The following is a 24,740-nucleotide window of genomic DNA, read 5'->3' as shown; positions in this document are numbered from 1 at the left end:
AAAGGGTAAAATACAAAGTTGCAAATGGCAATCATTTGAGTATTTTCACGAATAAACAGCCAATTCTAAAATCAGATTTTAGAATTGGCTGTTTATTTTGTCATAAATCACTCAAGAAAATCCGTTTACCCCGCTAACTTTGGGGCAAACGGATTCCAACAAACAAGAACGTTATATTCCAAAAGATGACAAACTACATCGAAGCCAACAAAAATAGATTTTTGAGCGAGTTGCTCGACTTGCTCCGCATTCCATCGGTCAGTGCCGATCCCAAATTCAAAGACGATGTGCGCCGCTGTGCCGAAGCGGTCAAAGATGCCATTCTGAAAGCAGGGGCTGACCTTGCCGAAATTCACGAAACCCCTGGTCACCCAGTCGTTTATGGTGAAAAAATCATTGACCCCGCGCTCCCAACCGTGCTCATCTATGGCCACTACGACGTGCAGCCTGCCGACCCGTATGAGCTTTGGGATTCGCCGCCGTTTGAGCCTGTTATCAAAAACGAGCGGATTTATGCCCGTGGTGCCTGCGACGACAAAGGACAGTTTTACATGCACATCAAAGCCCTCGAAACGATGGTCGCAACGGGCACGCTGACTTGCAACGTCAAAATTATGATTGAGGGAGAAGAAGAAGTGGGCTCTGACCACCTCGGAACGTTTGTGAGAGAAAACAAAGAGAAACTCAAAGCCGACGTTATCCTGATTTCTGACACCAGCATCATTGCCAACGATACCCCGTCGATTGAAGTAGGTTTGCGCGGGCTAACGTACCTCGAAGTAGAAGTAACGGGTGCCAATCGCGACCTCCACTCGGGCGTGTATGGTGGTGCCGTAGCCAACCCTATTAATGTATTGTGCGAAATGATTGCGTCGTTGAAAGACGAAAACAACCACATTACGATTCCTGGGTTTTATGACAAAGTACAAGAACTAAGCGCCGACCAGCGCACCGCGCTCAACGAAGCTCCGTTTGATTTGGACGAATACAAACGTGACTTGGCCATCGACGAAATTGAAGGCGAAACGGGATATACCACCATCGAGCGTACGGGCATCCGTCCTACCCTTGATGTAAATGGAATTTGGGGCGGATACATTGGCGAAGGAGCCAAAACGGTGTTGCCTTCTAAAGCCTACGCCAAAATCAGTATGCGCCTCGTACCCGACCAACATAACGACGAAATTTTGGACCTTTTCACCCAACATTTCTTGTCGATTGCTCCGCCGTCGGTCAAAGTTGTGGTAAAACCCCACCACGGCGGCCTTCCGTACGTTACCCCCGTTGACTCGGTCGAATACCGTGCCGCTGAGCTTGCCATGAAAGAAGCATGGGGCGGAAAACAACCTGTGCCTACGCGCGGCGGCGGAAGTATTCCGATTGTGGCGTTGTTTGAACAAGAGCTTGGCTTAAAGTCTATTTTGATGGGCTTTGGGCTTGACATTGACGCCCTTCACTCGCCCAACGAAAGCTACGGTTTGTTCAATTTTTACAAAGGCATTGAAACCATCCCGTTGTTTTTCAAGCATTATGCTGAATTGAAACGGTAATTGACGCCAATAATTCTCGCTGACACGACGGGTAGGGTTTCTTAAATGAAGCCCTACATCAGGGTTTTTCGTTAAAATTTCCCTATTTTGCATCGCTAACACTCGTTAGTCGGGAAACCCACCGTAAAAATTAAACATTTCCTTTAAAAAAGATTATTTTTCCTATGAGCGAAACTTCAAGCCTCTTCAAAGCGGGCGTCGTAACAGGAGATGGTGTGAGCGAACTTTTTCGTCATGCCAACCAAAATGACTACGCCCTTCCTGCTGTCAACGTAGTAGGCACCAACTCCATCAATGCAGTTCTTGAAACAGCGAAAAAAGTAAACTCGCCTGTCATCGTCCAATTCTCAAACGGCGGTGGGATTTTCTACGCAGGAAAGAGCATTTCAAACGCGAACCAACAAGCTGCCATTGCGGGCTCAATCTCAGGTGCAATGCACGTTCACCAAATGGCTGAGTTGTATGGTGTTCCAGTAATTTTGCACACCGACCACTGCGCAAAAAAATTACTTCCTTGGATTGACGGTTTGTTGGATGCAGGCGAAAAATATTTTGACCAACATGGTAAGCCGTTGTTTAGCTCACACATGATTGACTTGTCAGAAGAGCCTATCGAAGAAAACATCGAAATCTGCTCGAAATATTTTGAGCGTATGTCAAAACTTGGAATGACGCTTGAAATCGAACTAGGCGTAACAGGTGGCGAAGAAGATGGCGTGGATAACACCGACGTAGATAGCTCAAAACTATACACTCAGCCTTCGGAAGTAGCGTATGCGTACGAAGAATTGAGCAAAATTTCGGACAAATTTACCATTGCAGCCGCTTTCGGAAACGTACACGGCGTGTATAAGCCAGGTAACGTAAAATTGGCTCCAATTATCTTGAAAAATTCGCAAGACTATATCCAAGAAAAATTCGGAACAGGACCACTTCCAGTAAACTTCGTCTTCCACGGAGGTTCGGGAAGTAGCCGCGAGGAAATCCGTGAGGCGATCCAATACGGTGCTATCAAGATGAACATTGACACCGATATGCAGTGGTCAACTTGGGAAGGTGTCTTGAAATATTACAAATCGAAAGAAGGATACTTGCAGTCACAGTTGGGTAACCCAGAAGGCTCAGATTCTCCGAACAAAAAATATTATGACCCACGCGTATGGCTTCGTAAAGGCGAAGAAAGCATGGTTGACCGCCTTGCAGTTGCTTTTGAAGACCTAAATTGCATCAACCGTTTGGGATAATTTCGGCGTGATTTTTGCACTACAAAAGCGGTGAAAATTTTATTTTCACCGCTTTTTCATTTTACCCCTTTTTTCATTTATTTTTAGTGCATGAACGACGCCATACTTCAGTACTACCTACCCCATCAGCTCTCGCCCAAACGCCTCGACCGCTACCTCGCGTCAGGCTGGTTTCGGACTGTAAATATGCTATTTAGAGCAAAGGTAACGTGCTTCGATAACGATATATGCTCCCCCATCAACATCCGTATCAACCTTGCGGAACATGAGCATTCGAAGCGCATGAGAAAATTACTGAATAAGAACGGAAAGCTTTTTCGGCACGAAATTCGCAAGGCGACCATTACCCGCGAAAAAGAAGAACTATTCCACCAACACCAGCGTCGGTTTAGAAGTTTTTTGAGTAATTCTTTGGAAGAATTTTTGGTGCTTACACCTCGCTTCGAAACCTACGAAATCGACGTTTATGACGATGACCGACTGATTGCCATCAGCTACTTTGACCAAGGCCACAACAGCCTGATGAGTCTGCTGGGGTTGTTTGACCCAGGTTATTCTTCGTACAGTTTGGGGATTTATACCATGCTTCTCGAAATGGAATATGCCAAATCGACCGAGCGCCAGTGGTACTACCCTGGTTACGTTCACGAACGGCCTTCTATTTACGATTATAAGCTTCGAATCGGAAAACCTGAAATTTACGATTGGCAAAGCCGCCGCTGGCTTCGCCACATCGACCCGCATAAACTTCCCAACTGGGCCGACCACATCAAGAACCGTACTTACGCGCTTGAACACGCCCTACAAATGGTAGAAATTAGTTTCCAACGCAAAGTTTATCTTTTCTTTGGTTGGCACTATTTCAACTCTCTCTACGAACAACTGTTCCACTGCCCACTCATGCTTGTCCTATCTGACGGGCGCGTGGTGGCTTACGACGTAGAACGCGACCAGTACGTGTGCGCCAAATTGGAGATTTACGTACCATTCCGCGATATTCAAATGACATTGGCTCCCGATTTTGACGTAGCAGTTCACCACACAGACGTCATGCGGGTTGTCGAATTTACCTATCGTACCGCAAGTGCCAACGACATGGTGAATTACATTTGGAAAACTACTTATCCGCAACAAGAGATTAGCTGGTGGATCAAATCAAAATTAATGAACTAGCAGCCTTTCCAAGTTTCTACTCCAACGCTAACAAAACTTGGAAAGGCTCTCTACTCAAACAAACCTTTCCAAGTTTCTACTCCGACACAGATGAAACTTGGAGAGGCTCTCTACTCAAACAAACCTTTCCAAGTTTCTACTCCGACGCTAACGAAACTTGGAAAGGCTTCAGGCATCCAGCCATTTTTTAAAGTTTTCGGCTTTTTCGCGGCTCACGTAGATTTCATCATCATCACGGTGGCGAAGTTTGATTTTTAAACGCCCATTAAAATGTGGCTCAATGCGCTCAATGGCCGAAATTTGGCTCAAATACTTCCGATTGAGCCGAAAAAACTGCTTCGGATTTAGCTTTTGTTCCAATTCATCCAATGTGTCGTCCACGAAGTATTTCTTTTGCTCTTTGGTCACCAAAAACACCACTTTGTCTTCCGCGTACAAATACGCCACTTCGGGCACTTCTACCACGTCGAATCGTGCACCTGCTTTCAGCAAAAAACGCGACTTCCAGTCGGTGCGTTGGCTCAACATCGCCTCTAATACCTTCCCAATTTTGTCCTGAGAATTGGCCGATTGCTGCTGATGAAACTTCTCAAAAGCAGCCTCCAATTCATCCTTCTCAATCGGTTTTAACAAATAATCGACGCTATTTACCTTAAACGCTCGAATGGCATATTCGTCATAAGCCGTCGTAAAAATGATGGGAGCCGTAACATCGACCTGTTGAAACAACTCAAACGACAGACCGTCGGCGAGTTGAATATCCATTAAAATCAGGTCGGGCTGCGGGTTTTCGGTCAACCATTTTGCCGCACTTCGCACACTTTCCAGTTTAGCCAAAATAACCGCTTGGGGTTCGATAGACTTGACAAGTGCTTCCAATCGCTTGGCTGCCAAAGGCTCATCTTCTAAAATAACAATGTTCATTGCTGAAGAATGTTTATGTTTTTCCGCTGGTTACGAGTTACCAGAGGCACTACAAAAGGGAATACTTACTTCAAAAAAGTCAGCGGTTTCTTTCACCTCAACAGGCGCAGTCGTAACGAGCTTGTAGCGACTTTTCAGGTTGCTTAGTCCAATGCCCGTTGATTCCAAAAATTGCTTGTTTTTGGGCTGAAACGTATTTCGAACCACTACACGGTCACCATCGACAAACAACGAAATAGTCAAAGGCTTTTCGCTCGAACATTCATTGTGTTTCAACGCATTTTCCACCAACGTCAACAGCCCTTGGGTGACAATCGACCGTGTTTTATCTGTTTTATCAACTGACAAGTCATACTGTAAATTTTCCCCAAAACGCATTTTATGAATAAACAAATATGCCTCCACGATTTTAAGCTCCGTTCCCAGCTCTACCGTCACGCGGTCGTTGTTTTGTAAATTATAGCGAAATACTTTAGAAAGCCTTTCGACCAAATTTACCGCATTTTCGGGGTCTTCGGGAATAAGTGCACTCAGGATGTTGAGCGAGTTAAACAAAAAATGGGGATTTACCTGATTTTTGAGGGCATCATATTCCGCCCTGAGCAGCGCCTGATTGAGCTGTTCTTGTTGAAGTAGCGATTTTTTCCAGCGGTCGGTCAGCTGCTGAATCACATATACCGACGTAAACGCAATGGTCATCAACACGTACGTCAGGCCGCTTGAAACATAGACGCGGGCGGGAAATACCTCCTTTTTTACCAATTGAATAATGATTAACACCAACGTACTGATGATTGTCGCCACCAGCACACATACCAGCACATACGCGCCCAGCATCCGCTGCACGGGCCAGTTGGCCGCTCGGCGCATCAACAAAGGCATCAAATATTCTTGGATACGACTAATCGTCAGGGCTGATGCAAAAATAAGTAGTGTCCACGTCCAGTTTACCTCACCCGTTTTGAGGTTTGTATTCAAGAGTAAAATCAACGCTGCCGAAATCGACCAGCTAATAGCGTCCGTTCGGTTAATGGCAAACTTTATCGGTGTTTTTCTCCCATTCATAAAAGCCAAAGTAAAGGAATTATTTAGTATCAAAACTACAACATTCCGTAAATTGTACCACACACATATCCGACGGGTCGTCGTAGATGTGGTGTGAACTGTCTGAACCAAGGAGTCAACAAAAAAACGGGTGATACTAAGTAGGAAACCTACTCAGCATCACCCGATGCGCACACTTAACACTCCTATTTGTTACTGAACCGTCACTTTCCGTTCGATTTCAATTTTTTTGGACACTACATTCAATTGCTTTACTACCCGATTTTCGCCCGACTCAATTTCCAAATTATACACCCCATCCGACAACTCATTGATGTTGAATTTGGCCGAGTAATTCATCTCGTTTTTGGCTACTGTTTGTTTGAAAAGCACATCACCATTGGCATCTTTAAGCGTCAAAAACACTTTTGCGGGTGCGTTTTTACGGATGGCCACTTTAATTTTGGCGTCGTTTGTCACGTATGCACTGCTTTCAAAAGCAGCTTCAGGACGGGTTGTTTTTTCTTCTTTTGTAGGGTGAGCAAAAGCTACCGTAGAAGTAAGCGCCAAAGCGCAAGCAATTGATTTGATGAACGTTTTCATGGTTTGACTGTTTTAAATTGGCTGTGATTATGAAAGAAAAAAATTAATTTACTGAAATAACGCGTTCGGTCTCCGACTTTGGTGAAGTCAAATGGAGGTGTTTGACAACGCGGTCTTGGTTGGTGGCAATTTCGAGCTTGTAATTACCGTCTGACAAGTCATTTACGTTAATTTTAGCGGCGTACGACATTTCGTTTTGGGTGATTGTTTCACGGTACAAAATGACGTTTTTAGCATCCCGTAGTGTAATATATACGCGCTCTGGCGCATTTTTTTTCACGGCCAAGCGTATGGCCGCATCCTTCGTTACAAACGCACTGGTTTCAAAAGTCACTCCTGTTCGGTTGTCCGACACCCGACTAACTTTTTTTTCCCCGACCCTTGGACCTGCAAAAGCCACAGTAGATGCTGTCAGGAGGAGCCCCCCTAAAAAAATGTTTGATAAGAATTTCATGGCAGTGGATTAAATGGCTGTTACTTATTGAGTTTTACATTACGAACTGCCTCTTGTTTGGCAGACTGGATTGACACTTTTTTCTGGATTTTGTCTTTCCCTGAAGTTACTTCTAAGGTGTATTCACCTTCTTCGAGCTGACTTACGTCAAAACGCGCATCGTACTTTTCTGACTTTTTGCTCATTACATCTTCGTGCAAGATGTTTTGTTTGGCGTCGCGGAGGGTAATGACGGCTTTTTCGCCCTGTCCTTTACGCACCGCCATCTGAATCTTGGCTTCCTTTGTAGTAAATACGCCGATTTGAATCGGTTTCGCTTTTTTATCTTCTGTTGGATCAGAAGCAAAAGTGGCAGTTGAACCAAGCGCTAAAGCGCAAACGAGGGTTGTTACGAAAGTTTTCATGGTTTTGGAAATTTAAAATTGGCTGTGTTGTGTATGATTAAATTTTGATTTTCAATGGCTGTTTGTCTTATTGACGTTACAAAGATGCTTGTTTTATTTAGTACCTTGCAATACAAAGTACACAAGCGGTACTTAAAAAGGATGGGTGGCAAATGCCTGTTTTGTTATGTACTAAGGGAAATTTGAGTGAATGAGTTACTTGTCTTCATGGCTGTAAAAAAAAATCTTAATGGCTGTTGTTAAATACTGTCTATCGTTCAAAAGGTTACATCGCTGTTGTAATTATTTACTTTCAAAGGTTGTGCCAGCTATTTAACTTAATTTATACCACTCATTTTCAGGTACTTATATTTTTTGAGCGATTTTAAATTTGTCCGTTTCCGAACAGTTTAAATTACAATAGCGGACATTTCACTTGGTTATACATTTTCAAAGAACCGTTTAAATCATAAACGCACTCTAATGATGCAAATGTATAACGGAAGGTTGCATCCAAGAATAAAAATGTGTTAAATCATCCTTTTCGGGGGATGAAACGTTTAAAATATCTTACAAGTCGTCCGAAAAAGAACTTTAACCCACCTACCTTCGTTACGAATTTCATGGCTATTTTTGTAGCATCAATTATTTTTTCAACTAATTCGGCGGACTTTGAATCCGTTTAGAAACGACACATGAGCAAACACGGACGTATTTTGGTCGCCATGAGTGGCGGCATCGACAGCTCTCTTGCATCTGTCTTATTACACGAACAAGGCTACGAAGTAATTGGCATGACCATGAAAACGTGGGACTATGCCAGCAGTGGCGGCACAAAAAAAGAAACGGGCTGCTGCTCGCTCGATTCCATCAACGACGCCCGCACCATTGCCGTCGAACTCGGCTTTCCTCATTATATATTAGATATTCGTAACGAATTTGGTGATTATGTCATCGACCACTTTACGGGCGAATATTTGGAAGGACGCACGCCCAACCCATGCGTGTTGTGTAACACCCACATCAAATGGGATGCACTCCTGCGCCGCGCCGACCGCCTCGACTGTGAGTTTATTGCCACGGGCCACTATGCCAACCTGCGCGAAGAAAACAATCGCTTTGTGGTATCAAAAGGCATCGACGCTTGGAAAGACCAGAGTTATGTGCTTTGGGGGGTATCGCAGGAAAGCTTGGCACGCACGAAGTTACCTTTGGGAAATTTGCACAAAAGCGAAATCCGTGAAATGGCCAAAGAACGTGGTTTCATGGATTTGGTGAATAAATCGGAAAGTTACGAAATCTGTTTTGTGCCCGATAACGATTACCGTGGTTTCCTCAAACGCCGCTTACCCGAACTCGAAGGACAAGTAGCGGGTGGAAATTACGTACTCCAAGACGGAAGTGTTGTGGGCAAACACGAAGGGTATCCTTTTTATACCATCGGACAACGCAAAGGCTTAGGCATCGCTTTGGGTTATCCCGTTTTTGTGACCGAAATTCGTAAAGAAACCAATGAAGTGGTTCTTGGGCGCGACAAAGAACTGGAGCGTAACGGGATGTTTGTCTCAAAACTGAACCTCCAAAAATACGCGCGTATTGAATCGCCCATCGAAACCATCACGAAAGTTCGTTATAAACACGACGGCGCTCCTGCCCTCATTACCCAAGTCGAAGACGACCGCATCAAGGTGCGTTTCCACGAATCGGTAAGCGCCATCGCTCCAGGACAAGCGGCCGTTTTCTACGAAGGCGACGACGTAGTAGGCGGAGGCTGGATCAGTAAAAGCTTCAAAGAAGAATAATTTTTAATGTCGAGTATAGAGTGCAGAATGTCGAATGGAACCTACTCGACATTCTGCATTCTGCACTCGACATTCGACACTCTCCCCTCGACCTTCTCCTAAAGTACTGCCTTTTTTAGCTCCTCTCCTAGTTGTTTCATTTTTCGTAGTGAGGTTGCAGAGTTTTTTCGTTTGTCAAATTTGATTCTCAACTTCCCTGGAGATGATTTGATGTGAAAAAACATCCCATTCCCAGGGTTAATGTCGCCGTCTATTTCGGCATTAACAAATGACATCCCCGACGGGTCAAGGCATTTATCCAAACACTTTTGAACGTTCCTTGCTTTGTCTTTGGGATAATCCGCTGATACTTTATAGACATTGTCCGAGTCGCTCACACTGATACTTATATTGTCACCATTGGCTTCTTTTACAAAATAAGGAAGACTCGCAATCCCTACGATAATACAAAATGTGGCAAAAAAGACGGTTGTTTTCATAGCTTTACTTTTTAAACGTGATGGATGGTTGTTAATTTACCCACGAATATATGCTATGAAAGATACTTTGCAATACATAGTACCTTGTTGTAGTAAAATATTTTTATAAACGGCACTAAACAAGGATAAACGGAAACAAAAAATCCCTCGGCTTTGACTGAGGGATTTTTTGTTTTTTGATTAATATTGATGGAAAGCATCCGAAATAAAGCCTAGCACTTCGGGCAGGGCACGGCGCCAATACGTCCAAGTATGTCCTCCGTCATGGATACGAAACTCGTGCGGAATCTCTTTTTTCTTCATCGCGATGTGTACCAATGAGTTACCTTCATAAAGAAAATCATCGTCGCCACAGTCGATATACCAACGCACCGCCTTTTTCTTATCATCTGGCACAGCGTTGATAAGCTCCAGCACACTTTGGCGTTTGTAATACGCTTCCACTTCGGCATCGGTATATTCAACCTCGGGTTTTGCGCGTTTTAAAGTGGCCTTGGTCATTTCCAAATTCATCGGGCCTGTAGCAGCACTCAAAGGGCAGGCCGATGAAAAAAGTTCGGGACGGCGAAGCGCATAGGTAAACGTACCTCCTCCCCCCATCGACAAGCCAGCAACCGCTCTAAAACGCTTTTCGGGTTTGGTTCGGTAGTTCTTTTCAATGTACGGCATCAATTCTTGAAAGAAAAAATCTTCGTACCGCCATTCGTTTTTAGGGTCATTGGCGTAGCCGCGTTGCCCCGTATTGGCATCTGGCATCACAATAATCATCGGCGTGGCTTTGCCTTCAGCAAATGCTTTGTCGGCAATGTGCTGCACTTCACCAAATTGCACCCAGCCCGTTTGGTCATCGCCAGCTCCGTGGAGCAAATACAACACAGGATAGCTCCGCTGAGAGGCTTCGTAATTGGGAGGAAGATAAATGGCAAACTTGCGGTCGCTTTTGAGGATTTTACTCGGCAAACTCAGGTTGTCATAGACTTTTGACTGCGCAACTACTCCCTGCCCTGCCAACAGCAAAGCAATGGCAATCATCCAAAAGGTTTTTTTCATTTTCATTCAAGAGTTAAGTGATTGGTTTATCCCAAAAGACACTTTTCCTCTTATTTATACCCTTTGTGCACTTTATTCAATACCCAATCTGATTTTCAATCCAGTCAAGTCCACGCATATACAAGGTTTTGGCATAATTGACACGGTTATCAAAATCGTGGTAATCGGTGCGGCCATTGTGCAAATACTTCCGAATCAGCGTAGCATTCACTTCGGCCGTAGGGTTTGCAACGACATCATCGGCTTCCGTACGGAACTGCGCAAACATCGGAAAATCGTGCTCTAAGTGCGTAAAAAACAAATGTCCATTGGCATTTCTTACGGCACACAGCAAGCCATTGGCTTTGGACGTGGCAGGGGCAAGGCTTCCTTCCAACCCACGTTTAAGCACCATTACGCCGTCAAAACCTGCCATCAACGCCAACTCGGCCATTTTCATTTGGTAAGTAATATGAAACACCGACGTCACCAATATACGAGCACCGCAAGGATTTAATACCTTTTCGAGGGTAGCCAAAAACGGGCGTTTTACGGCCGTCCGACGGCGTTCAACCCAACCATCAAGGGCGGGAGAAAGCAATTTTTGGTCGAGTACCCAGCCATAAGTGGGGTTCATTTCGAGCAACTCGTGGTTGTCGGCCAGCAACCAACTTCCCATGTATAAATATAAATCGTGGGAATTAAGTCCATATTTTGGCCCCGACGACCGCCCAAGTGCCGTAACGGCGTTGTAATTTCGTTCTTGGAAAAAATAAGCCAACAGCGGCGTAATCATGTACGAATGTTCCACGCCATCGAAGGGTTCGGCCAGTTGTACAATGGGAAATTTGGTTTTAACGTGCCGCTGAAAACCAGGCGTAAAGGTAGTTTTCACGGCATCGTACAACCCTTCGTACTCATCGTTTGTCTCGTACCGCACCCGAAGAATACTGACGGCCATGCCTTTAAAGGTTTCACAGCAATCGCTCGTAAACAAAAAATCCCCCAATTGATGCGCTTCTGACACCTGTAGTGAGTGCCCATTGAGGAGTTTCACGCCAATCGGAAACAATTGGGGAGGCAAATCGGGACACAGTCGGTTTAGAAAAAAGACAGGGTTACTAAACGCGTGTTTGCCTATGTATTCTTCTAACTTTAACTCTGCTTCGGTCGGGCCTTTCATCATCAGTGCGCCAAAAAAGATGCCTTTTTGTAGATGACTAGCTGCCCCTCGGTGAAGTTCGGCCAAACACTCTTCCACCAATTCGGCAGAGAGTGATTTACTTCCATGTTTTCCTATCCCTACTTGGCGAATTCCTTTCGCGAGGGGTGTATCTATATTGTATTTTAAGGCGAAATCTGTTGCTGTCACAATTACTTATAAATTACTTAGTTTAAAAACTAACATTATCAAATATCACAATTTATTATTTTCAAATAGTACTTTTTCAAAGAAACTTTTTGAAAATATAAAGAACTTTTGGCTTTTTACTCAAAAAACGAAACTAAAATTTGGCATTTATACAAATTGAGCCTAGCTTTAAGTAAAATTTTTAAGCAGACACAAATAACAAATATTATTTTGCTTAAATCGAGTAGTAAATGTATAAACTTTTTTGATAATCTTTTTTTTACAAACGATATTTTTCACAAGTGGTTTTTTAGCGAATTGACGCTAAAAAAAACAAAAAAAGGACAAATTGAATTTTTTTAAGAATATTAGTAATCACCCACCTCACTAACATTGGATGCTCTTACGTGAACTTATAACGGCGTTGGCGGACGCTCGTGGTAAGGAAAAAGAAAAACCCCGCAGAATGGCGGTTCTGACGGGGCTATTGGTAGTTCTAAATTAGGGATTAACTTAAAACGTTACAAAATTATGAAAAAATTGTTACACGTCCAATCGTGCAGCGTACTTCTTTTTGCTCTACTGATAAGTAGAATTACTCATTCTCAAATTTCGCTTCAAGGCCAATTACGAACTCGTACCGAAGTACGTGACGGCCTGGGAAATCTTGCTAAAATCGGCGCAAAGCCCGCCGTTTTCACCTCCCAACGAACCAGTTTGAACTTCGGCTACAAGTGGGATCGGCTTACGTTTGGCATGAACGTACGGGATGTACGCGTCTGGGGACAAGACGCGGCGTCTATCAACAACGCCGATGGTTCTAAGTTGTTTGTCCACGAAGCATGGGCCGAAATTGTACTGGCCAACATCGCCGACACCACCATTAAGTTTAAGGCATTCGACAACCTTTCCCTCAAAGTAGGCCGTCAGGAGTTAATCTACGACGATGTGCGTTTGATTGGCAACCTCGACTGGCTTCAGCAAGGTCGCCGATTTGACATGGCGCTACTGAAAGCCATGAAAAAAGGTTGGCAAATCGACCTTGGCGTTGCTTTCAACCAAAATTCGGATGCCTTTGGTCGAGCAGGGACATTTTATACCGCTGGCAATGCACCTACCACCGTTGCCAATTCCAAAGGGGCGTACGTCACCATTCCTTCCGACTTCTTACCCACTTCGGGCAAAGGAGGCGCTCCCGTATTGGCCTCCCCGCTCAGCACCAACGGGCAAAATCAAATGTTCAAATCAATGCAAATGCTTTACTTGAGCCGCAAATTTGGACTGACAAAATTCTCGGGATTGGTCTTCAAAGATGATTTCCAAAAGTACCGTATAGACAGCCTCGGTAGCACCGCCAACGGCGTAGTCTATGGCCGCCGCTACGACGTAGAAGGAACCAACAGCCGCCTTACCTACGGGGCGATGCTTACGGGGCTCGTGGGCAATGCGTCCTCTAAACTAGGGAAAATAGCGTGGCAAGCCTTTGCGTATAAACAAGGTGGTAAAAACCGCGACGGGCAAGAAGTGACGGCTTTCCACTACGGGGCTAACTTTAGTGTCCAAAAAGGCAAATTCTCGTTTGGCCCTGGTTATGAAGTACTTTCGGGCAACAATACCGTTTCGCCTGATGGCAAAGACCATCGCTTCGATCCATTGTATGGCACTCCACACCGCCATTGGGGCTACATGGATTACTTCTACGTAGGCACAGGGGCCGCCGCGGGTGGTTTGGCCAATGCCTTCGTAAAAACCAAATACGTCGCCAATCCAAACCTCTATTTTACTCTCGACTTCCACAATTTTGCCTTGGCCAATGACATGAAAAATGGCCTAGACGCCTCGGTGGGAAAAATTGCGCGCCAATTGGGCAATGAATTTGATTTTATTGTCAATTATAACCTCAACAAATTCACCAACATCGAGTTGGGGTATTCGCATTTGAGTGGCACCAATAGCCTCGAATATGCCAAATTGGGCACGATGGACAAAAGCAAACACAGCGCTAACTGGGCGTACTTGATGCTGAACATCCGCCCTGACTTCTTCTATACCAAACCCGTGGCTATCAAGCAATAAACTCAACCGCTTTAGTCCATTTTAACCATCTAAATCAATGAAAGTAAGTTATAAATTTCTCCTTGCTGCCTGTGCAGCCGTGGTTCTCATTGCGGGTATGTCGATGCGCAAAGCAGCACTTCCCCAAGTCAAATTGGGCTTTATACCGCTCACCGACTGCGCTCCTTTGGTCGCTGCCAAAGAACTAGGTCTTTTCCAAAAATACGGCGTTGATGTCGTTTTGACCAAAGAAGCTTCTTGGGCCAATATCCGCGACAAAGTCCTTAATGGCGAGCTCGACGGCGCTCATTGCCTTTTTGGAATGCCTTTCTCGGTTTATACGGGAGTAGGTGGTAAAGCAGGCTCCGAAATGCAAATTGCGATGGTACTCAACAACAACGGCCAAGCTATTACCCTTTCCAAAGATTTTTGTGGACTTGTAGGCTACAAAGAAGTGGGCAAAGTAAACGCTGCCGTGAAGCAAGTGCAAGGCCGTAAAGAAGTGACTTTTGCCATGACTTTCCCAGGAGGAACGCACGACATTTGGCTTCGCAACTGGATGGCGGCGGCGGGTATTAACCAAAAGAGTGTAGGTATCATCACGATACCGCCGCCACAAATGGTCGCCAATATGCGCGTCGATAACATGGAAGGCTACTGCGTGGGCGAACCTTGGAACGGCGTGGCAGCATCCCAAAACATCGGTTTTACCCAAATAGCGTCGCAAGATATTTGGAAACACCATCCCGAAAAAGCACTGGTTGTCAACAAAGCATTTGCGGCCCAAGAACGCGAAAACCTCAAAAACGTCATGAAGGCGATTCTCGAAGCCTGTCAATGGCTCGACAACATAGGCAACCGCAAAAAAGCAGCGGGTTGGCTCTCAAAACCCTATTATGTAAACGCAGCTCTGCCTGTTATTGAAGCGCGTCTGCTCGGTTCGAGCGATTTAGGTTGCGACTTAGGGGTTGCCAAATACAAAGAAGATTACATGACTTTTTACAACAAAGGCTACGTAAACACCCCGCGCAAATCGCACGGCATGTGGTTTATGGCGCAGTATGTGCGGTTTGGATACCTCAAATCTAACCCTGATTTTAAAGGAATTGCAGAAAAACTCATTCTCGACGACCTGTTTGCAGAAGTTGCTCACGAAGCCAAAATACCCATCATGACCGACGATATGAAACCTTTCAAAACCACCTACGATGTGTCGTTTGACCCAAGCAATGTCGGTGCGTATTTAGCTTCAACGAAAAAATAGTTTCCCCATGAAAAAACTACTCAATTTTCAAACCTACTTGCCAGTGCTGTTCGGCCTAGGTAGCGCCGTACTTTTACTGGGAGCTTGGTGGACGGTATCATTACTGACCAACAACGAAATCCCGAATCCAGTGTCCACTTGGGCGGTTTTCAGCGAAATGCTCGCTACGCCTTTTTACGATTACGGCCCCAACGACAAAGGCATTGGAAATCAGCTTTTCAGCTCTCTCATTCGCGTATTTAGCGGTTTTGGTGCGGGGAGTCTGTTGGCCATTCCACTTGGGCTGCTGATTGGTTCGAGCAAAACGGCTTTTCGCCTCATCAATCCCATTGTTCAAATCCTCCGTCCTGTTTCGCCCTTGGCTTGGTTTCCGTTGGGGCTATTGGCCTTCAAAGCTGCCGAGGGAGCCACCGTTTTCATCATTTTTGTAACAAGCCTTTGGCCTACTTTAATCAATACGGCCTTTGGCGTGGCCTCCATCCCCCAAGACCATAAAAACGTGGCAAAAGCGTTCGGATTTTCTCGTTGGAAGTACATCATCAAAGTCATCATCCCCTACGCTTTGCCACACATTATCACGGGTTTACGCCTCAGCATTGGGGTAGCTTGGATGGTGATTGTGGCAGGCGAAATGCTCTCGGGGGGCGTTGGCATTGGCTTTTTTGTTTGGGATAGCTGGAACGCCCTTAGCCTTGAGAAAATCTTGTCGGCGATTCTTATCATTGGCACCGTCGGGTTATTGCTCGACAAAGGATTCGATTGGCTCCAAAAACGCTTTGCTTTTTCCTAGTCCAACCCAAGTTAAGTTCAGAAACTACTACCAACATGACTTCCAACCCAACCATTGCCCCGATAGATTCGGCGAGTGAGTTTCATAAAATTCAGTCGCGCCCTGCTTCCATTGAAGTAAAGGACATAACCGTTTCGTTCAAAACCCCCAAAGGTATTTTCACGGCCATCAAGAACATTGACCTCACCATCAAAAAAGGCGAAATCGTGGCGCTGATTGGCCACTCTGGCTGCGGAAAATCTACCTTAATGGGAACCATTTCGGGCATGACAGCCCCTACCAGTGGGCAGGTTATCGCCAACGGCGCAGTGGTCAAAGGCCCAGGCCCCGACCGTGGTATTGTCTTTCAAAACTACTCACTTCTTCCTTGGCTGACGGTTTATAAAAACATTTACGAAGCTGTGGACTCCGTTTTTAAAGGCAAAACTGCCGCCGAGAAGCGGGAAATCGTTGAAGAAAACCTCAAAATGGTCACCCTCTGGCCACACAAAGACAAACTCCCAGGACAACTATCGGGCGGGATGAAGCAGCGCGTTGCCATCGCACGTGCCTTTGCCATTAATCCTAGTATTTTATTACTCGACGAGCCTTTTGGCGCGTTGGATGCCCTCACCAAAGGGTCGATGCACATTGAACTTTTGAAACTTTGGAACTTGGACAATCGCAACAAAACGATTGTAATGGTAACGCACGACATCGAAGAAGCTATTTTCTTGTCTGACCGCGTGGTGGTAATGAACAACGGCCCCGAAGCCACCATCAAAGAAATTGTAGAAATTCCCTTGCCGCGCCCGCGCAACAAAAAAGAGATTGTCCACGACCCAATTTACATGGAAACCCATGACAAATTAATGAGTTTGCTCTTCGACAAGTTTTCGATTGAAGATGAATAATTGGTTGCATTTGTACTCAGTTGGGCATCCAACTGAGTACAAACCAAAAATTACAAATACTTGAATTTAAGTTTCAAATAACTCATTTTTTACATCAAATTTTGTTATTTTACAGAAATTTAGTATAATATTTTAAAGAATATTGAGTATTTTATGAAAATTACTTATTTTTAACTTTGAGCATAATTACTTATTTTGTATGTTTGATGTACCAAATCGGTGCAGCGTGGCGGCGCTCAACCGATGCAGGTAGCACAGTCTTTAACGAAACTCGTTGAACGAAGAGTCGTTATTGGATGTACCCTATTGCATCGCTTCAGGCCTTACGCTGGTTTCATGTTCTACTTTTAACCAACAAAGCGCAATGAGCCAGCTTATTTCCAATCAGCCTCTTTCCAAACTCCACATTTTCAGTACCAAAGGGGTACAAATGCGTACCTTTCACATTACTTGGCTTACCTTTTTTGTCTGTTTCTTCGGCTGGTTCGGTTTAGCACCGCTCATGCCTGCCATTCGGGCAGACTTAGGTTTGACCAAACCCCAAGTCGGAAACACCATCATTGCGGCCGTATCGGCCACTATCTTTGCCCGACTTATCATCGGAAAACTTTGCGATAGTTGGGGGCCTCGCAAAACCTACACGGCCCTCCTCCTCATTGGTGCTTTGCCCGTGATGTTGGTAGGCTTAGCCCACGACTACACCACGTTTTTGTTGTTTCGTTTGGCCATTGGCGTTATTGGCGCTTCGTTTGTCATTACGCAATTTCACACTTCGACCATGTTTGCCCCCAACATCAAAGGCACGGCCAATGCCGTAGCAGGCGGCTGGGGAAACCTTGGCGGCGGAATCACCCAATTGGCCATGCCCCTCATCATGGCGACCATCGTTGGGTTTGGTTTTGTCAAAGCTGACGCATGGCGCTTGGCCATGGTCGTACCAGGCGTACTGATGCTTATAATGGCCTTTGTCTATTGGAAATATACCAAAGACACACCTGCGGGCAACTACGACGAAATCAACCGCACCGCCGTTAGCAAATCAGAAGTAAGTTTTTGGAAAGCTTGTTCCGATGTTCGCGTTTGGGCTTTGGCATTGGCCTATGCGTGTTGCTTTGGCATGGAAATCACCTTCGACGGCGTAGCAGCGCTCTACTTCTTTGATAATTTCAAGATGGAAGAAACGGAAGCAGGTTTTTGGGCAATGTTGTTTGGGTTTATGAACATTTTTGCCCGTGCCGTTGGCGGCATTGTAGCAGATAAAGTCGGTCAAAAATACGGGATGCGCGGCAAAGGTATTCTTTTAGCCTCCATGCTTCTTTTGGAAGGACTGGGAATTTTATTGTTTGCTCAAGCAGGCAACCTGACCATGGCAGTTGTATCGATGCTCGGCTTTGCGATGTTTTTGAAAATGGCTAACGGCGGCACCTATGCGATTGTTCCCTTCGTCAATCCCAAAGCAGTAGGTGTCATTTCGGGCGTAGTAGGGGCAGGAGGCAACGTTGGTGGAATGTTGATGGGCTTTTTGTTTAAATCCCAGTCGATTACCTACGGACAAGCATTTATGTACATTGGCGGCCTAGTGGCTACCGTGGGCTTGCTGCTTTTCCTAGTCAATTTTGGCAAAACCATCACCATCGAGCAGCCTGAAGCAGAGTTACAAGCCGTTTAACCCAAATTTTCAAATGGTAGAAATCCACAAAACCACTTGTTGTTACTGCGGGGTAGGCTGCGGGGTATTGGTCAAAAAAAACCGCGACGGACGCATTTCGGTAGAAGGTGACCCCGAGCATCCTTCCAGCAAAGGAATGCTTTGTTCGAAGGGCATGAACTTGCACTACACCGTCATGGATACAAGCGACCGCTTGCTCTATCCACAAATGCGCTGGAATCGACAAGCGGCGCTACAACGAGTGACGTGGGATACGGCCCTTGAACGGGCAGCGGCCGTTTTTAAGACATTTATTGACAAATACGGCCCCGATTCCGTTGGTTTTTACGCATCGGGCCAATGCCTGACGGAAGAATATTACGTGGTCAATAAGCTCATAAAAGGCTTTATTGGCTCCAACAACTTAGACACCAACTCGCGCTTGTGTATGTCATCGGCGGTGGTTGGGTATAAAATGGCTTTGGGAGAAGATTCGGTTCCGTGCAGCTACGAGGACATCGAGCTCGCCGATTGTTTCTTGGTGGCAGGAGCCAATCCTGCCTGGAACCACCCCATCGTTTTTCGCCGCATGGAAGCCCACAAGGCCGCCAATCCGCGCGTCAAGTTCATCGTCGTTGACCCACGCCGTACCGATACCGCACGCATGGCCGACTTGCACCTACAGGTCAAGCCTGGCACCGACGTAGTGTTGCTCAACGCCATCGCCAAAGGACTGATTTCTAGGGGATACATTGATGAACATTTTATAAAAAACCATACCGAAGGCTTTGATAGTTTTCGGGTAAAAGTGGCCGAACGCGACATGCGCGAAGCCGCAAAAATCTGCGGCATTAGCCTCCACGATATTCACCAAGCCGTCGAATACATCGGCAAATCCAAAGGCTTCATTTCGATGTGGGCGATGGGCTTTAATCAAAGTGTGATTGGCGTCAATAAAAACCTAGCGCTGCTCAATTTGCACCTCATTACGGGGCACATTGGCAAACCAGGTTCAGGACCATTTTCGTTGACGGGTCAGCCAAATGCGATGGGAGGGAGAGAAGTAGGTGGGCTATCAAATCTCCTGCCAGCCCACCGCAACTTGGCTGACCCGCAGCACCGCCAAGAAGTCGCCGATTTTTGGGGAGTGCCTTCGCTTAACCCCAAACCAGGCTACACGGCCACCGAAATGTTTCAAGCCCTCAAAGACGGGCGTATGAAAGCAATTTGGATCATGTGCACCAATCCGCTGGTGAGTTTACCCAATGTTCAACTTGTGGAAGAAGCCCTCAAAGCGGCCAAATTTGTGGTAGTACAGGATGTTTCCAACCGCTCCGATACCCTTGCTTTTGCCGACTTAGTGCTTCCTGCGGCTGCTTGGGGCGAAAAAACGGGCACCATGACCAACTCCGAACGGCGGGTTTCGTACCTCAACAAATTCAACGAGCCCGTTGGCGAAGCCCTTCCCGACAGCGAAATCATCGTCAAGTTTGCGCATAAAATGGGGTTTGGACACGCCTTCAACTATCCCCATTCCGCCGCGATTTACGACGAGCACGTATACCTCACCAAAGGCACAAACGTGGACATGAGCGGACTCTCGCACGAGCGGTTACGTACCCAAGGAACTCTCCAATGGCCAGTCCCTGCGCCTCAGTCGGAAGGTACGCCTCGGCTTTTTACCGACGGGCAGTTTTTTACCACGTCTCGAAAAGCCCAAATCAAAACCGTTCCCGACGATAATCAGTCGGAAGCGCTTAGTGACGACCTACCGCTGGTACTTACTACGGGACGGATTCGCGACCAGTGGCACACCATGACCAAGACGGGACGGGTCAATAAACTCACGCAACACCTTCCCAAAGCATTTTTAGAAATACACCCTGCGGATGCAACCGAGCGAGGCATCAAAGAAAGCAACATCGTCGTCATCCAAAATGGCCGTGGGGAAGTTCAGGTACCTGCCAAAATCACCACTGACATTCGGCAAGGGGTTGTTTTTTTGCCTATGCACTGGGGAAAAATTTTACAAAGCAACGCTGCCCGTGCTAACAACCTTACCAGCGACCTCATAGACCCGCTTTCAAAAGAACCTGATTTTAAATTTGCGGCGGTTCAAGTCACAAAGTTTAGCAAACCAAAGGAAAAAATCATCGTGATTGGAGCGGGAGCAGCGGCCTACAAATTTGTCACTGCCCACCGCCAGCACAACCTCACTGACGAAGTTCATGTCTTCAGCAAAGAACCCTTTGCTTTCTACAATCGCGTGATGTTGCCCGATTACATCAGTGGCGCCATGTCGTGGGATAAATTGCTCAAAATGCAAGACGACGAACGCGCGCTGGTGCATCTATACGAAGGGATCAGCATTGAACAGATTGACCGTACAAAAAAAACAGTCACTGATTCTCAAGGAGATACCCATTCTTACGACCGTTTGATTATTGCAACTGGAAGTCGTTCGGCACTTCCTCGCGACTATGATACATCGTTGGCGGGGGTCTTTACCATGCGAACGCGCCAAGATGCCGATGGCCTGACCAACTATTTGAACCAACTTGTGCCAACTTCTGCTCCGCGCCACGTCGTGGTGGTAGGTGGTGGGTTATTGGGGTTAGAATTAGCCGCCTCATTGGGAGAAATTGGCGTCAAATCAACCGTTATTCACCGAGGGTCACGCCTTATGAATCGCCAACTGGATGGTACAGCTAGTTCGCTTCTGCACGAAGAACTCACCGACCGAGGCATTGATGTTTTTTACAACGACGAAGTAAAGTACATCACAGGCCAACAACGCGTGGAAGGTCTTCGCCTTACCTCGGGGCGCGTGTTGACCTGCGACGCCGTCATTCTGACCATTGGCACGACGCCCAATGTAGAAATTGCCCGCAAGTCGGGCCTCGACGTGCAGCGGGGGATTGTGGTCAACGCTTACCTTCAAACCTCCGACCCAGCCGTATTTGCCATTGGTGAAGTGGCCGAATTTGAAGGGCAGCTTTTTGGCATCACCGCTGCCGCCGAAGAACAAGCCGAGGCGCTTTGCGCTTACCTCAACGGCGACGTTCAAAGTTACTACCGCCCTACCCTATCCATGAATATCCTCAAAATGGAAGGGTTAGGCTTATGCTCACTCGGGATGACCGAAATCCCTGCCAATGGTGCAGGAGCCGATTTTGAAGAAGTTATTTTTTCAGATAAGCAAAAACGTTTTTACAAAAAGTGCATCATTCAAGGGGATAAACTGGTGGGGGCTATTTTGTTTGGCGACAAATCAGAATTTACCGAATACAAAGCGCTGATTCAGCACCAAACCGAACTTTCGGACAAGCGGCTAAAGCTGTTACGAAGTGGCAAAAGTGCCCCTGCTTTGAAAGGGAAAGTCGTATGTTCTTGCAACAACGTCGGCGATAGCAATATTCGAGAGGCGATTGTAGCGGGCTGCCATGATTTTCAATCACTTTGCCAGCAAACAGGAGCAGGAACAGGCTGTGGCAGTTGTAAATTGGAAGTGAAGGCATTATTGGAGGAGGCTTTGGTCAAAGCATAATTTTTGGGCAAGGATGAACTTTTCACCAATGCCGAAGGTTTTGCGATAATTGCCTAAAACGAACTAGCTTATGCAAGACACCATTTTCCACGCATTTATCAACAAAGTTGTCGCTGTTTTACAAGAATCTCCCGACATGCTCGGCCTAGCGGTAGCGGGTTCTTGGATTACGCAAGAAATGGACGCGTACTCGGATTTGGACTTAGTACTTGTTTCCAAAACGAAGCTCTCAACCGACCCTGCCCAAATGAAATCAGTCGCACAAAGCTTCGGCAACGTTCTCTCCGCATTTACGGGGGAGCACGTCGGAGAGCCGCGCGTGTTGATTTGTTTGTACGGGAATCCGCTTTTACACGTTGACATCAAGTTTTTGACACCCGACGAATTTTATCAGCGCGTCGAAGACCCCATCGTCGTGTGGGAAAGGGATGAGATTTTGACAAAAATTATTCAGCAAACGACTTCCACTTGGCCTTATCCTGATTATCAATGGATTGAAGACCGTTTTTGGGTGTGGATTCACTACGGGGCGCTAAAAATTGGCCGAGGAGAGTTAACGGAAGCTGCTGATTTTCTGGCCTTTTTGAGAATGGTTGTTTTAGGGCCTCTTTTGCACATCCAAAATGGCAACCAGCCCCGAGGTGTCCGAAAAGTTGAGACCAAACTCCCAAACGCCGATTTTGAGGCACTGTCAGCAACCGTTGCCTTATTAGATAAAACATCGTTGGTAACTTCTTTGAACAAAGCCATTGTTATCTACGAACAAACCCGAACCGTCCTTTTTGACTCGTCCGTTCAGCTTAACAGCGAGGCAGAAAGAGAAGTAAAAAAATACGTAGCAGCTATTTCCACCTAACCAAACCACTATGCCGTACCTCCGCATCGCTACCCAAGGTGGGGTCATTACCCCCGACGAGCTACAACGTTTGGCCATGTTAGCCAAAAAATGGGCTTTGGGCAAAATTGAAGTTGGTTTTCGCCAAGATTTGCTCATTCCTTGCACCGATTCTCAACGCTCGTTGCTTCGGTCGCAATTAATGTCGGAGGGGTTTGGAGTAGAAGAAGCCGCGGCAGTGCATCCCAACATCGTTTCGTCGTTGGTTGCACAAAATATCTTTCCCCAGCTCTCTTGGCTTCGGTCGGGCGACTATCTGGATATTTTGGACGAATTTACCTTTCGACCACGTCTCAAAATTAACCTCATCGACCCCACGCAGGAGTTGATTCGACCGTTGACTGGAGAGCTTAATTTTATCGCTTCCCCTACCCCTTCGTTTTGGTATTTGGTGGTCAATTTATCCGAATTAGGGGGCATTCATGTCTGGCCTAAACTTGTTGACGGGGAACAAATTGCGGACTGGGTCCAACACATTGAAAAAATATGGTTGGAAAATCCACGGCCTAACCCTTCTTTTGAAGAACTGTACGGGGTTGTTTCAAAAACGTTTACGGGACGAACACGACCCATTCAAAAAGAACTGAAACTTACGCCCAAACCATACCCGCACCACGAGGGTATTTACCGCTACGACGACCGCTATTGGATGGGGTTATACCAGCGCGAGAACGAGTTTGACACGACTTTTTTAGAAGCCCTTTGTCAACTTTGCATCGATACCAAAATCGGGCGTTTGTATCCAACTCCTTTCAAAACATTCATCGTTCGCGATATACCAAAAGAGACGATTTATCAATGGGAAAAGCTCCTAGGAATCTGGGGGATACATACGCATTATTCGTCGCTCGAACTCAACTGGCAGCTCCCCGATGCTGAGGCGTCGGCATTGCGCCTCAAAACGGAGCTGGTCGAAGCTTTTGAAAGACTGCGCATTCGGACATCTAGCCTTAGTTTTGGCATTGGTCATCGTAATGCCGAAACGACTTCTACGATTGTCATAGAGCCATTATCGACGGATTATCAGCGTTTTCGAGTGGTTCATTCTCCTGATTTTTACATTGGGAATACAGAATGGGAAGTTTTTGCGGGCGATGTTGCCCGTAAGAATCTCCCAGAAATTCTTCGACGCCTCACGCTAAAATACTACGAACAACTTTCGACTGATAAAAAGACAAGTATCACCCGTAAAACGTCGGGACTAAAACCTGCTCCTACCCAAAGAGTAATGCAGTGTACGCACTGCCAGACGGTTGCGGAACTGCCACTTCCCTTACCTTCGTCGTATTTATGTTCACTTTGCGATGCCCCCGTAGCTGATTTTGTCGAAGTTGAATTGGAAATAGCGCCGTGATTGAGGTATTGGGTGTATGCTTTCAGTTTCTCAGCGTACGTGCTTTCGGTTTCTCGACGTATGTGCTTTCGGTTTCTCAAAACCGAAACGACTGCTGCAATCCTGCACGAGGTTGCTCAAAACATCCACTCAACTTTAACGAGGTTGTGAGCAACCTCTCGCTTTGGTTTTGAGAAACCAAAGGCACTCGCACACCGTGATTTCGGCTTCTCAGCGTATGTGCTTTCGGTTTCTCAAAACCGAAACGACTGCTGCAAT

Annotated in this window: 21 protein-coding genes; 12 read left to right on the top strand and 9 right to left on the bottom strand. The window is 46.1% G+C overall.

What is annotated here, in order from left to right; genetic code table 11:
• The first annotated feature begins 185 nt into the window (after positions 1-185).
• The 3 genes from FHS57_RS12490 (at position 186) to FHS57_RS12480 (ending at position 3,967) form a co-directional block, all read left to right on the top strand.
• A complete protein-coding gene (locus FHS57_RS12490) occupies positions 186-1,550 on the top strand; it encodes a dipeptidase (RefSeq protein WP_183974050.1) in 1,365 nt (454 codons plus the stop codon).
• Between the two features lie 164 nt (positions 1,551-1,714).
• Positions 1,715-2,794 carry a class II fructose-bisphosphate aldolase gene (fbaA, locus tag FHS57_RS12485; RefSeq protein ID WP_028527004.1) on the top strand — a complete coding sequence of 360 codons (1,080 nt, stop codon included), beginning with the start codon at positions 1,715-1,717 and terminating at the stop codon, positions 2,792-2,794.
• Positions 2,795-2,884: 90 nt separating this feature from the next.
• Positions 2,885-3,967, top strand: coding sequence for a hypothetical protein (locus FHS57_RS12480; RefSeq protein ID WP_183974048.1), 1,083 nt, complete (start codon positions 2,885-2,887; stop codon positions 3,965-3,967).
• Between the two features lie 168 nt (positions 3,968-4,135).
• Here FHS57_RS12480 and FHS57_RS12475 read toward each other — a convergent pair whose 3' ends face one another.
• From FHS57_RS12475 to FHS57_RS12455, 5 genes are all read right to left on the bottom strand, one after another.
• Positions 4,136-4,891 (bottom strand): LytR/AlgR family response regulator transcription factor, encoded by a 756-nt coding sequence (locus FHS57_RS12475; protein ID WP_183974046.1) that lies wholly within the window; start codon positions 4,889-4,891, stop codon positions 4,136-4,138.
• Between the two features lie 30 nt (positions 4,892-4,921).
• Complete coding sequence (locus tag FHS57_RS12470) at positions 4,922-5,956, bottom strand: sensor histidine kinase (protein WP_183974044.1); 1,035 nt, start codon at positions 5,954-5,956, stop codon at positions 4,922-4,924.
• Between the two features lie 192 nt (positions 5,957-6,148).
• Positions 6,149-6,538 carry a T9SS type A sorting domain-containing protein gene (locus FHS57_RS12465; RefSeq protein ID WP_183974042.1) on the bottom strand — a complete coding sequence of 130 codons (390 nt, stop codon included), beginning with the start codon at positions 6,536-6,538 and terminating at the stop codon, positions 6,149-6,151.
• A 43-nt stretch (positions 6,539-6,581) separates the two neighbouring features.
• Positions 6,582-6,992 (bottom strand): T9SS type A sorting domain-containing protein, encoded by a 411-nt coding sequence (locus FHS57_RS12460; protein ID WP_183974040.1) that lies wholly within the window; start codon positions 6,990-6,992, stop codon positions 6,582-6,584.
• A 20-nt stretch (positions 6,993-7,012) separates the two neighbouring features.
• Positions 7,013-7,396, bottom strand: a complete 384-nt coding sequence (locus tag FHS57_RS12455; RefSeq protein ID WP_028527006.1) for a T9SS type A sorting domain-containing protein — start codon at positions 7,394-7,396, stop codon at positions 7,013-7,015.
• Positions 7,397-8,070: 674 nt separating this feature from the next.
• On the opposite strand from FHS57_RS12455, the gene mnmA reads away from it, so the two are divergent.
• A complete protein-coding gene (gene mnmA / locus FHS57_RS12450; RefSeq protein ID WP_183974038.1) occupies positions 8,071-9,177 on the top strand; it encodes a tRNA 2-thiouridine(34) synthase MnmA in 1,107 nt (368 codons plus the stop codon).
• A 98-nt stretch (positions 9,178-9,275) separates the two neighbouring features.
• On the opposite strand, the gene FHS57_RS12445 is transcribed toward mnmA, so the two are convergent.
• From FHS57_RS12445 to FHS57_RS12435, 3 genes are all read right to left on the bottom strand, one after another.
• Positions 9,276-9,656 (bottom strand): hypothetical protein, encoded by a 381-nt coding sequence (locus tag FHS57_RS12445; protein WP_183974036.1) that lies wholly within the window; start codon positions 9,654-9,656, stop codon positions 9,276-9,278.
• 180 nt (positions 9,657-9,836) lie between these two features.
• Complete coding sequence (locus FHS57_RS12440) at positions 9,837-10,706, bottom strand: alpha/beta hydrolase (RefSeq protein WP_183974034.1); 870 nt, start codon at positions 10,704-10,706, stop codon at positions 9,837-9,839.
• A 76-nt stretch (positions 10,707-10,782) separates the two neighbouring features.
• A complete protein-coding gene (locus tag FHS57_RS12435) occupies positions 10,783-12,057 on the bottom strand; it encodes an anthranilate phosphoribosyltransferase (protein ID WP_183974032.1) in 1,275 nt (424 codons plus the stop codon).
• Between the two features lie 510 nt (positions 12,058-12,567).
• Here FHS57_RS12435 and FHS57_RS12430 point away from each other — a divergent pair.
• The 8 genes from FHS57_RS12430 (at position 12,568) to FHS57_RS12395 (ending at position 24,482) form a co-directional block, all read left to right on the top strand.
• Complete coding sequence (locus FHS57_RS12430; protein WP_183974030.1) at positions 12,568-14,112, top strand: alginate export family protein; 1,545 nt, start codon at positions 12,568-12,570, stop codon at positions 14,110-14,112.
• A 37-nt stretch (positions 14,113-14,149) separates the two neighbouring features.
• Positions 14,150-15,355: a CmpA/NrtA family ABC transporter substrate-binding protein gene (locus FHS57_RS12425; protein ID WP_183974028.1), complete on the top strand. Its 1,206-nt coding sequence runs from the start codon at positions 14,150-14,152 to the stop codon at positions 15,353-15,355.
• Between the two features lie 7 nt (positions 15,356-15,362).
• Positions 15,363-16,145 carry a nitrate ABC transporter permease gene (gene ntrB, locus FHS57_RS12420; RefSeq protein ID WP_183974026.1) on the top strand — a complete coding sequence of 261 codons (783 nt, stop codon included), beginning with the start codon at positions 15,363-15,365 and terminating at the stop codon, positions 16,143-16,145.
• A 35-nt stretch (positions 16,146-16,180) separates the two neighbouring features.
• On the top strand, positions 16,181-17,038 hold the full coding sequence (locus FHS57_RS12415; protein WP_183974024.1) for an ABC transporter ATP-binding protein: 858 nt from the start codon (positions 16,181-16,183) through the stop codon (positions 17,036-17,038).
• Positions 17,039-17,402: 364 nt separating this feature from the next.
• Positions 17,403-18,707, top strand: coding sequence for a NarK family nitrate/nitrite MFS transporter (locus tag FHS57_RS12410; protein ID WP_183974022.1), 1,305 nt, complete (start codon positions 17,403-17,405; stop codon positions 18,705-18,707).
• Positions 18,708-18,720: 13 nt separating this feature from the next.
• Positions 18,721-22,233, top strand: a complete 3,513-nt coding sequence (locus FHS57_RS12405; protein ID WP_183974020.1) for a nitrate reductase — start codon at positions 18,721-18,723, stop codon at positions 22,231-22,233.
• A 70-nt stretch (positions 22,234-22,303) separates the two neighbouring features.
• Positions 22,304-23,089 (top strand): nucleotidyltransferase domain-containing protein, encoded by a 786-nt coding sequence (locus FHS57_RS12400; protein ID WP_183974018.1) that lies wholly within the window; start codon positions 22,304-22,306, stop codon positions 23,087-23,089.
• Positions 23,090-23,099: 10 nt separating this feature from the next.
• Positions 23,100-24,482, top strand: a complete 1,383-nt coding sequence (locus tag FHS57_RS12395; protein ID WP_183974016.1) for a ferredoxin-like domain-containing protein — start codon at positions 23,100-23,102, stop codon at positions 24,480-24,482.
• Between the two features lie 76 nt (positions 24,483-24,558).
• Here the strand turns inward: FHS57_RS12395 and FHS57_RS31670 are convergent.
• The coding region (locus FHS57_RS31670; RefSeq protein ID WP_221225615.1) for a hypothetical protein at positions 24,559-24,740 on the bottom strand (182 nt) is incomplete at its 5' end.

Origin of the sequence: Runella defluvii, from assembly GCF_014195535.1 — a bacterium.
Lineage (GTDB): Bacteria > Bacteroidota > Bacteroidia > Cytophagales > Spirosomataceae > Runella > Runella defluvii.
The sequence above is the reverse complement of the archived record's forward strand: the minus strand, read 5'-3'. Positions and strand labels throughout refer to the sequence as shown.

Bases quoted from the DNA above. Each gene is read 5' to 3' on its own strand.
- FHS57_RS12490 (WP_183974050.1), top strand. From the start codon at position 186: ATGACAAACTACATCGAAGCCAACAAAAATAGATTTTTGAGCGAGTTG.
- fbaA (WP_028527004.1), top strand. From the start codon at position 1,715: ATGAGCGAAACTTCAAGCCTCTTCAAAGCGGGCGTCGTAACAGGAGAT.
- FHS57_RS12480 (WP_183974048.1), top strand. From the start codon at position 2,885: ATGAACGACGCCATACTTCAGTACTACCTACCCCATCAGCTCTCGCCC.
- FHS57_RS12475 (WP_183974046.1), bottom strand. From the start codon at position 4,891: ATGAACATTGTTATTTTAGAAGATGAGCCTTTGGCAGCCAAGCGATTG.
- FHS57_RS12470 (WP_183974044.1), bottom strand. From the start codon at position 5,956: ATGAATGGGAGAAAAACACCGATAAAGTTTGCCATTAACCGAACGGAC.
- FHS57_RS12465 (WP_183974042.1), bottom strand. From the start codon at position 6,538: ATGAAAACGTTCATCAAATCAATTGCTTGCGCTTTGGCGCTTACTTCT.
- FHS57_RS12460 (WP_183974040.1), bottom strand. From the start codon at position 6,992: ATGAAATTCTTATCAAACATTTTTTTAGGGGGGCTCCTCCTGACAGCA.
- FHS57_RS12455 (WP_028527006.1), bottom strand. From the start codon at position 7,396: ATGAAAACTTTCGTAACAACCCTCGTTTGCGCTTTAGCGCTTGGTTCA.
- mnmA (WP_183974038.1), top strand. From the start codon at position 8,071: ATGAGCAAACACGGACGTATTTTGGTCGCCATGAGTGGCGGCATCGAC.
- FHS57_RS12445 (WP_183974036.1), bottom strand. From the start codon at position 9,656: ATGAAAACAACCGTCTTTTTTGCCACATTTTGTATTATCGTAGGGATT.
- FHS57_RS12440 (WP_183974034.1), bottom strand. From the start codon at position 10,706: ATGAAAAAAACCTTTTGGATGATTGCCATTGCTTTGCTGTTGGCAGGG.
- FHS57_RS12430 (WP_183974030.1), top strand. From the start codon at position 12,568: ATGAAAAAATTGTTACACGTCCAATCGTGCAGCGTACTTCTTTTTGCT.
- FHS57_RS12425 (WP_183974028.1), top strand. From the start codon at position 14,150: ATGAAAGTAAGTTATAAATTTCTCCTTGCTGCCTGTGCAGCCGTGGTT.
- ntrB (WP_183974026.1), top strand. From the start codon at position 15,363: ATGAAAAAACTACTCAATTTTCAAACCTACTTGCCAGTGCTGTTCGGC.
- FHS57_RS12415 (WP_183974024.1), top strand. From the start codon at position 16,181: ATGACTTCCAACCCAACCATTGCCCCGATAGATTCGGCGAGTGAGTTT.
- FHS57_RS12410 (WP_183974022.1), top strand. From the start codon at position 17,403: ATGAGCCAGCTTATTTCCAATCAGCCTCTTTCCAAACTCCACATTTTC.
- FHS57_RS12405 (WP_183974020.1), top strand. From the start codon at position 18,721: ATGGTAGAAATCCACAAAACCACTTGTTGTTACTGCGGGGTAGGCTGC.
- FHS57_RS12400 (WP_183974018.1), top strand. From the start codon at position 22,304: ATGCAAGACACCATTTTCCACGCATTTATCAACAAAGTTGTCGCTGTT.
- FHS57_RS12395 (WP_183974016.1), top strand. From the start codon at position 23,100: ATGCCGTACCTCCGCATCGCTACCCAAGGTGGGGTCATTACCCCCGAC.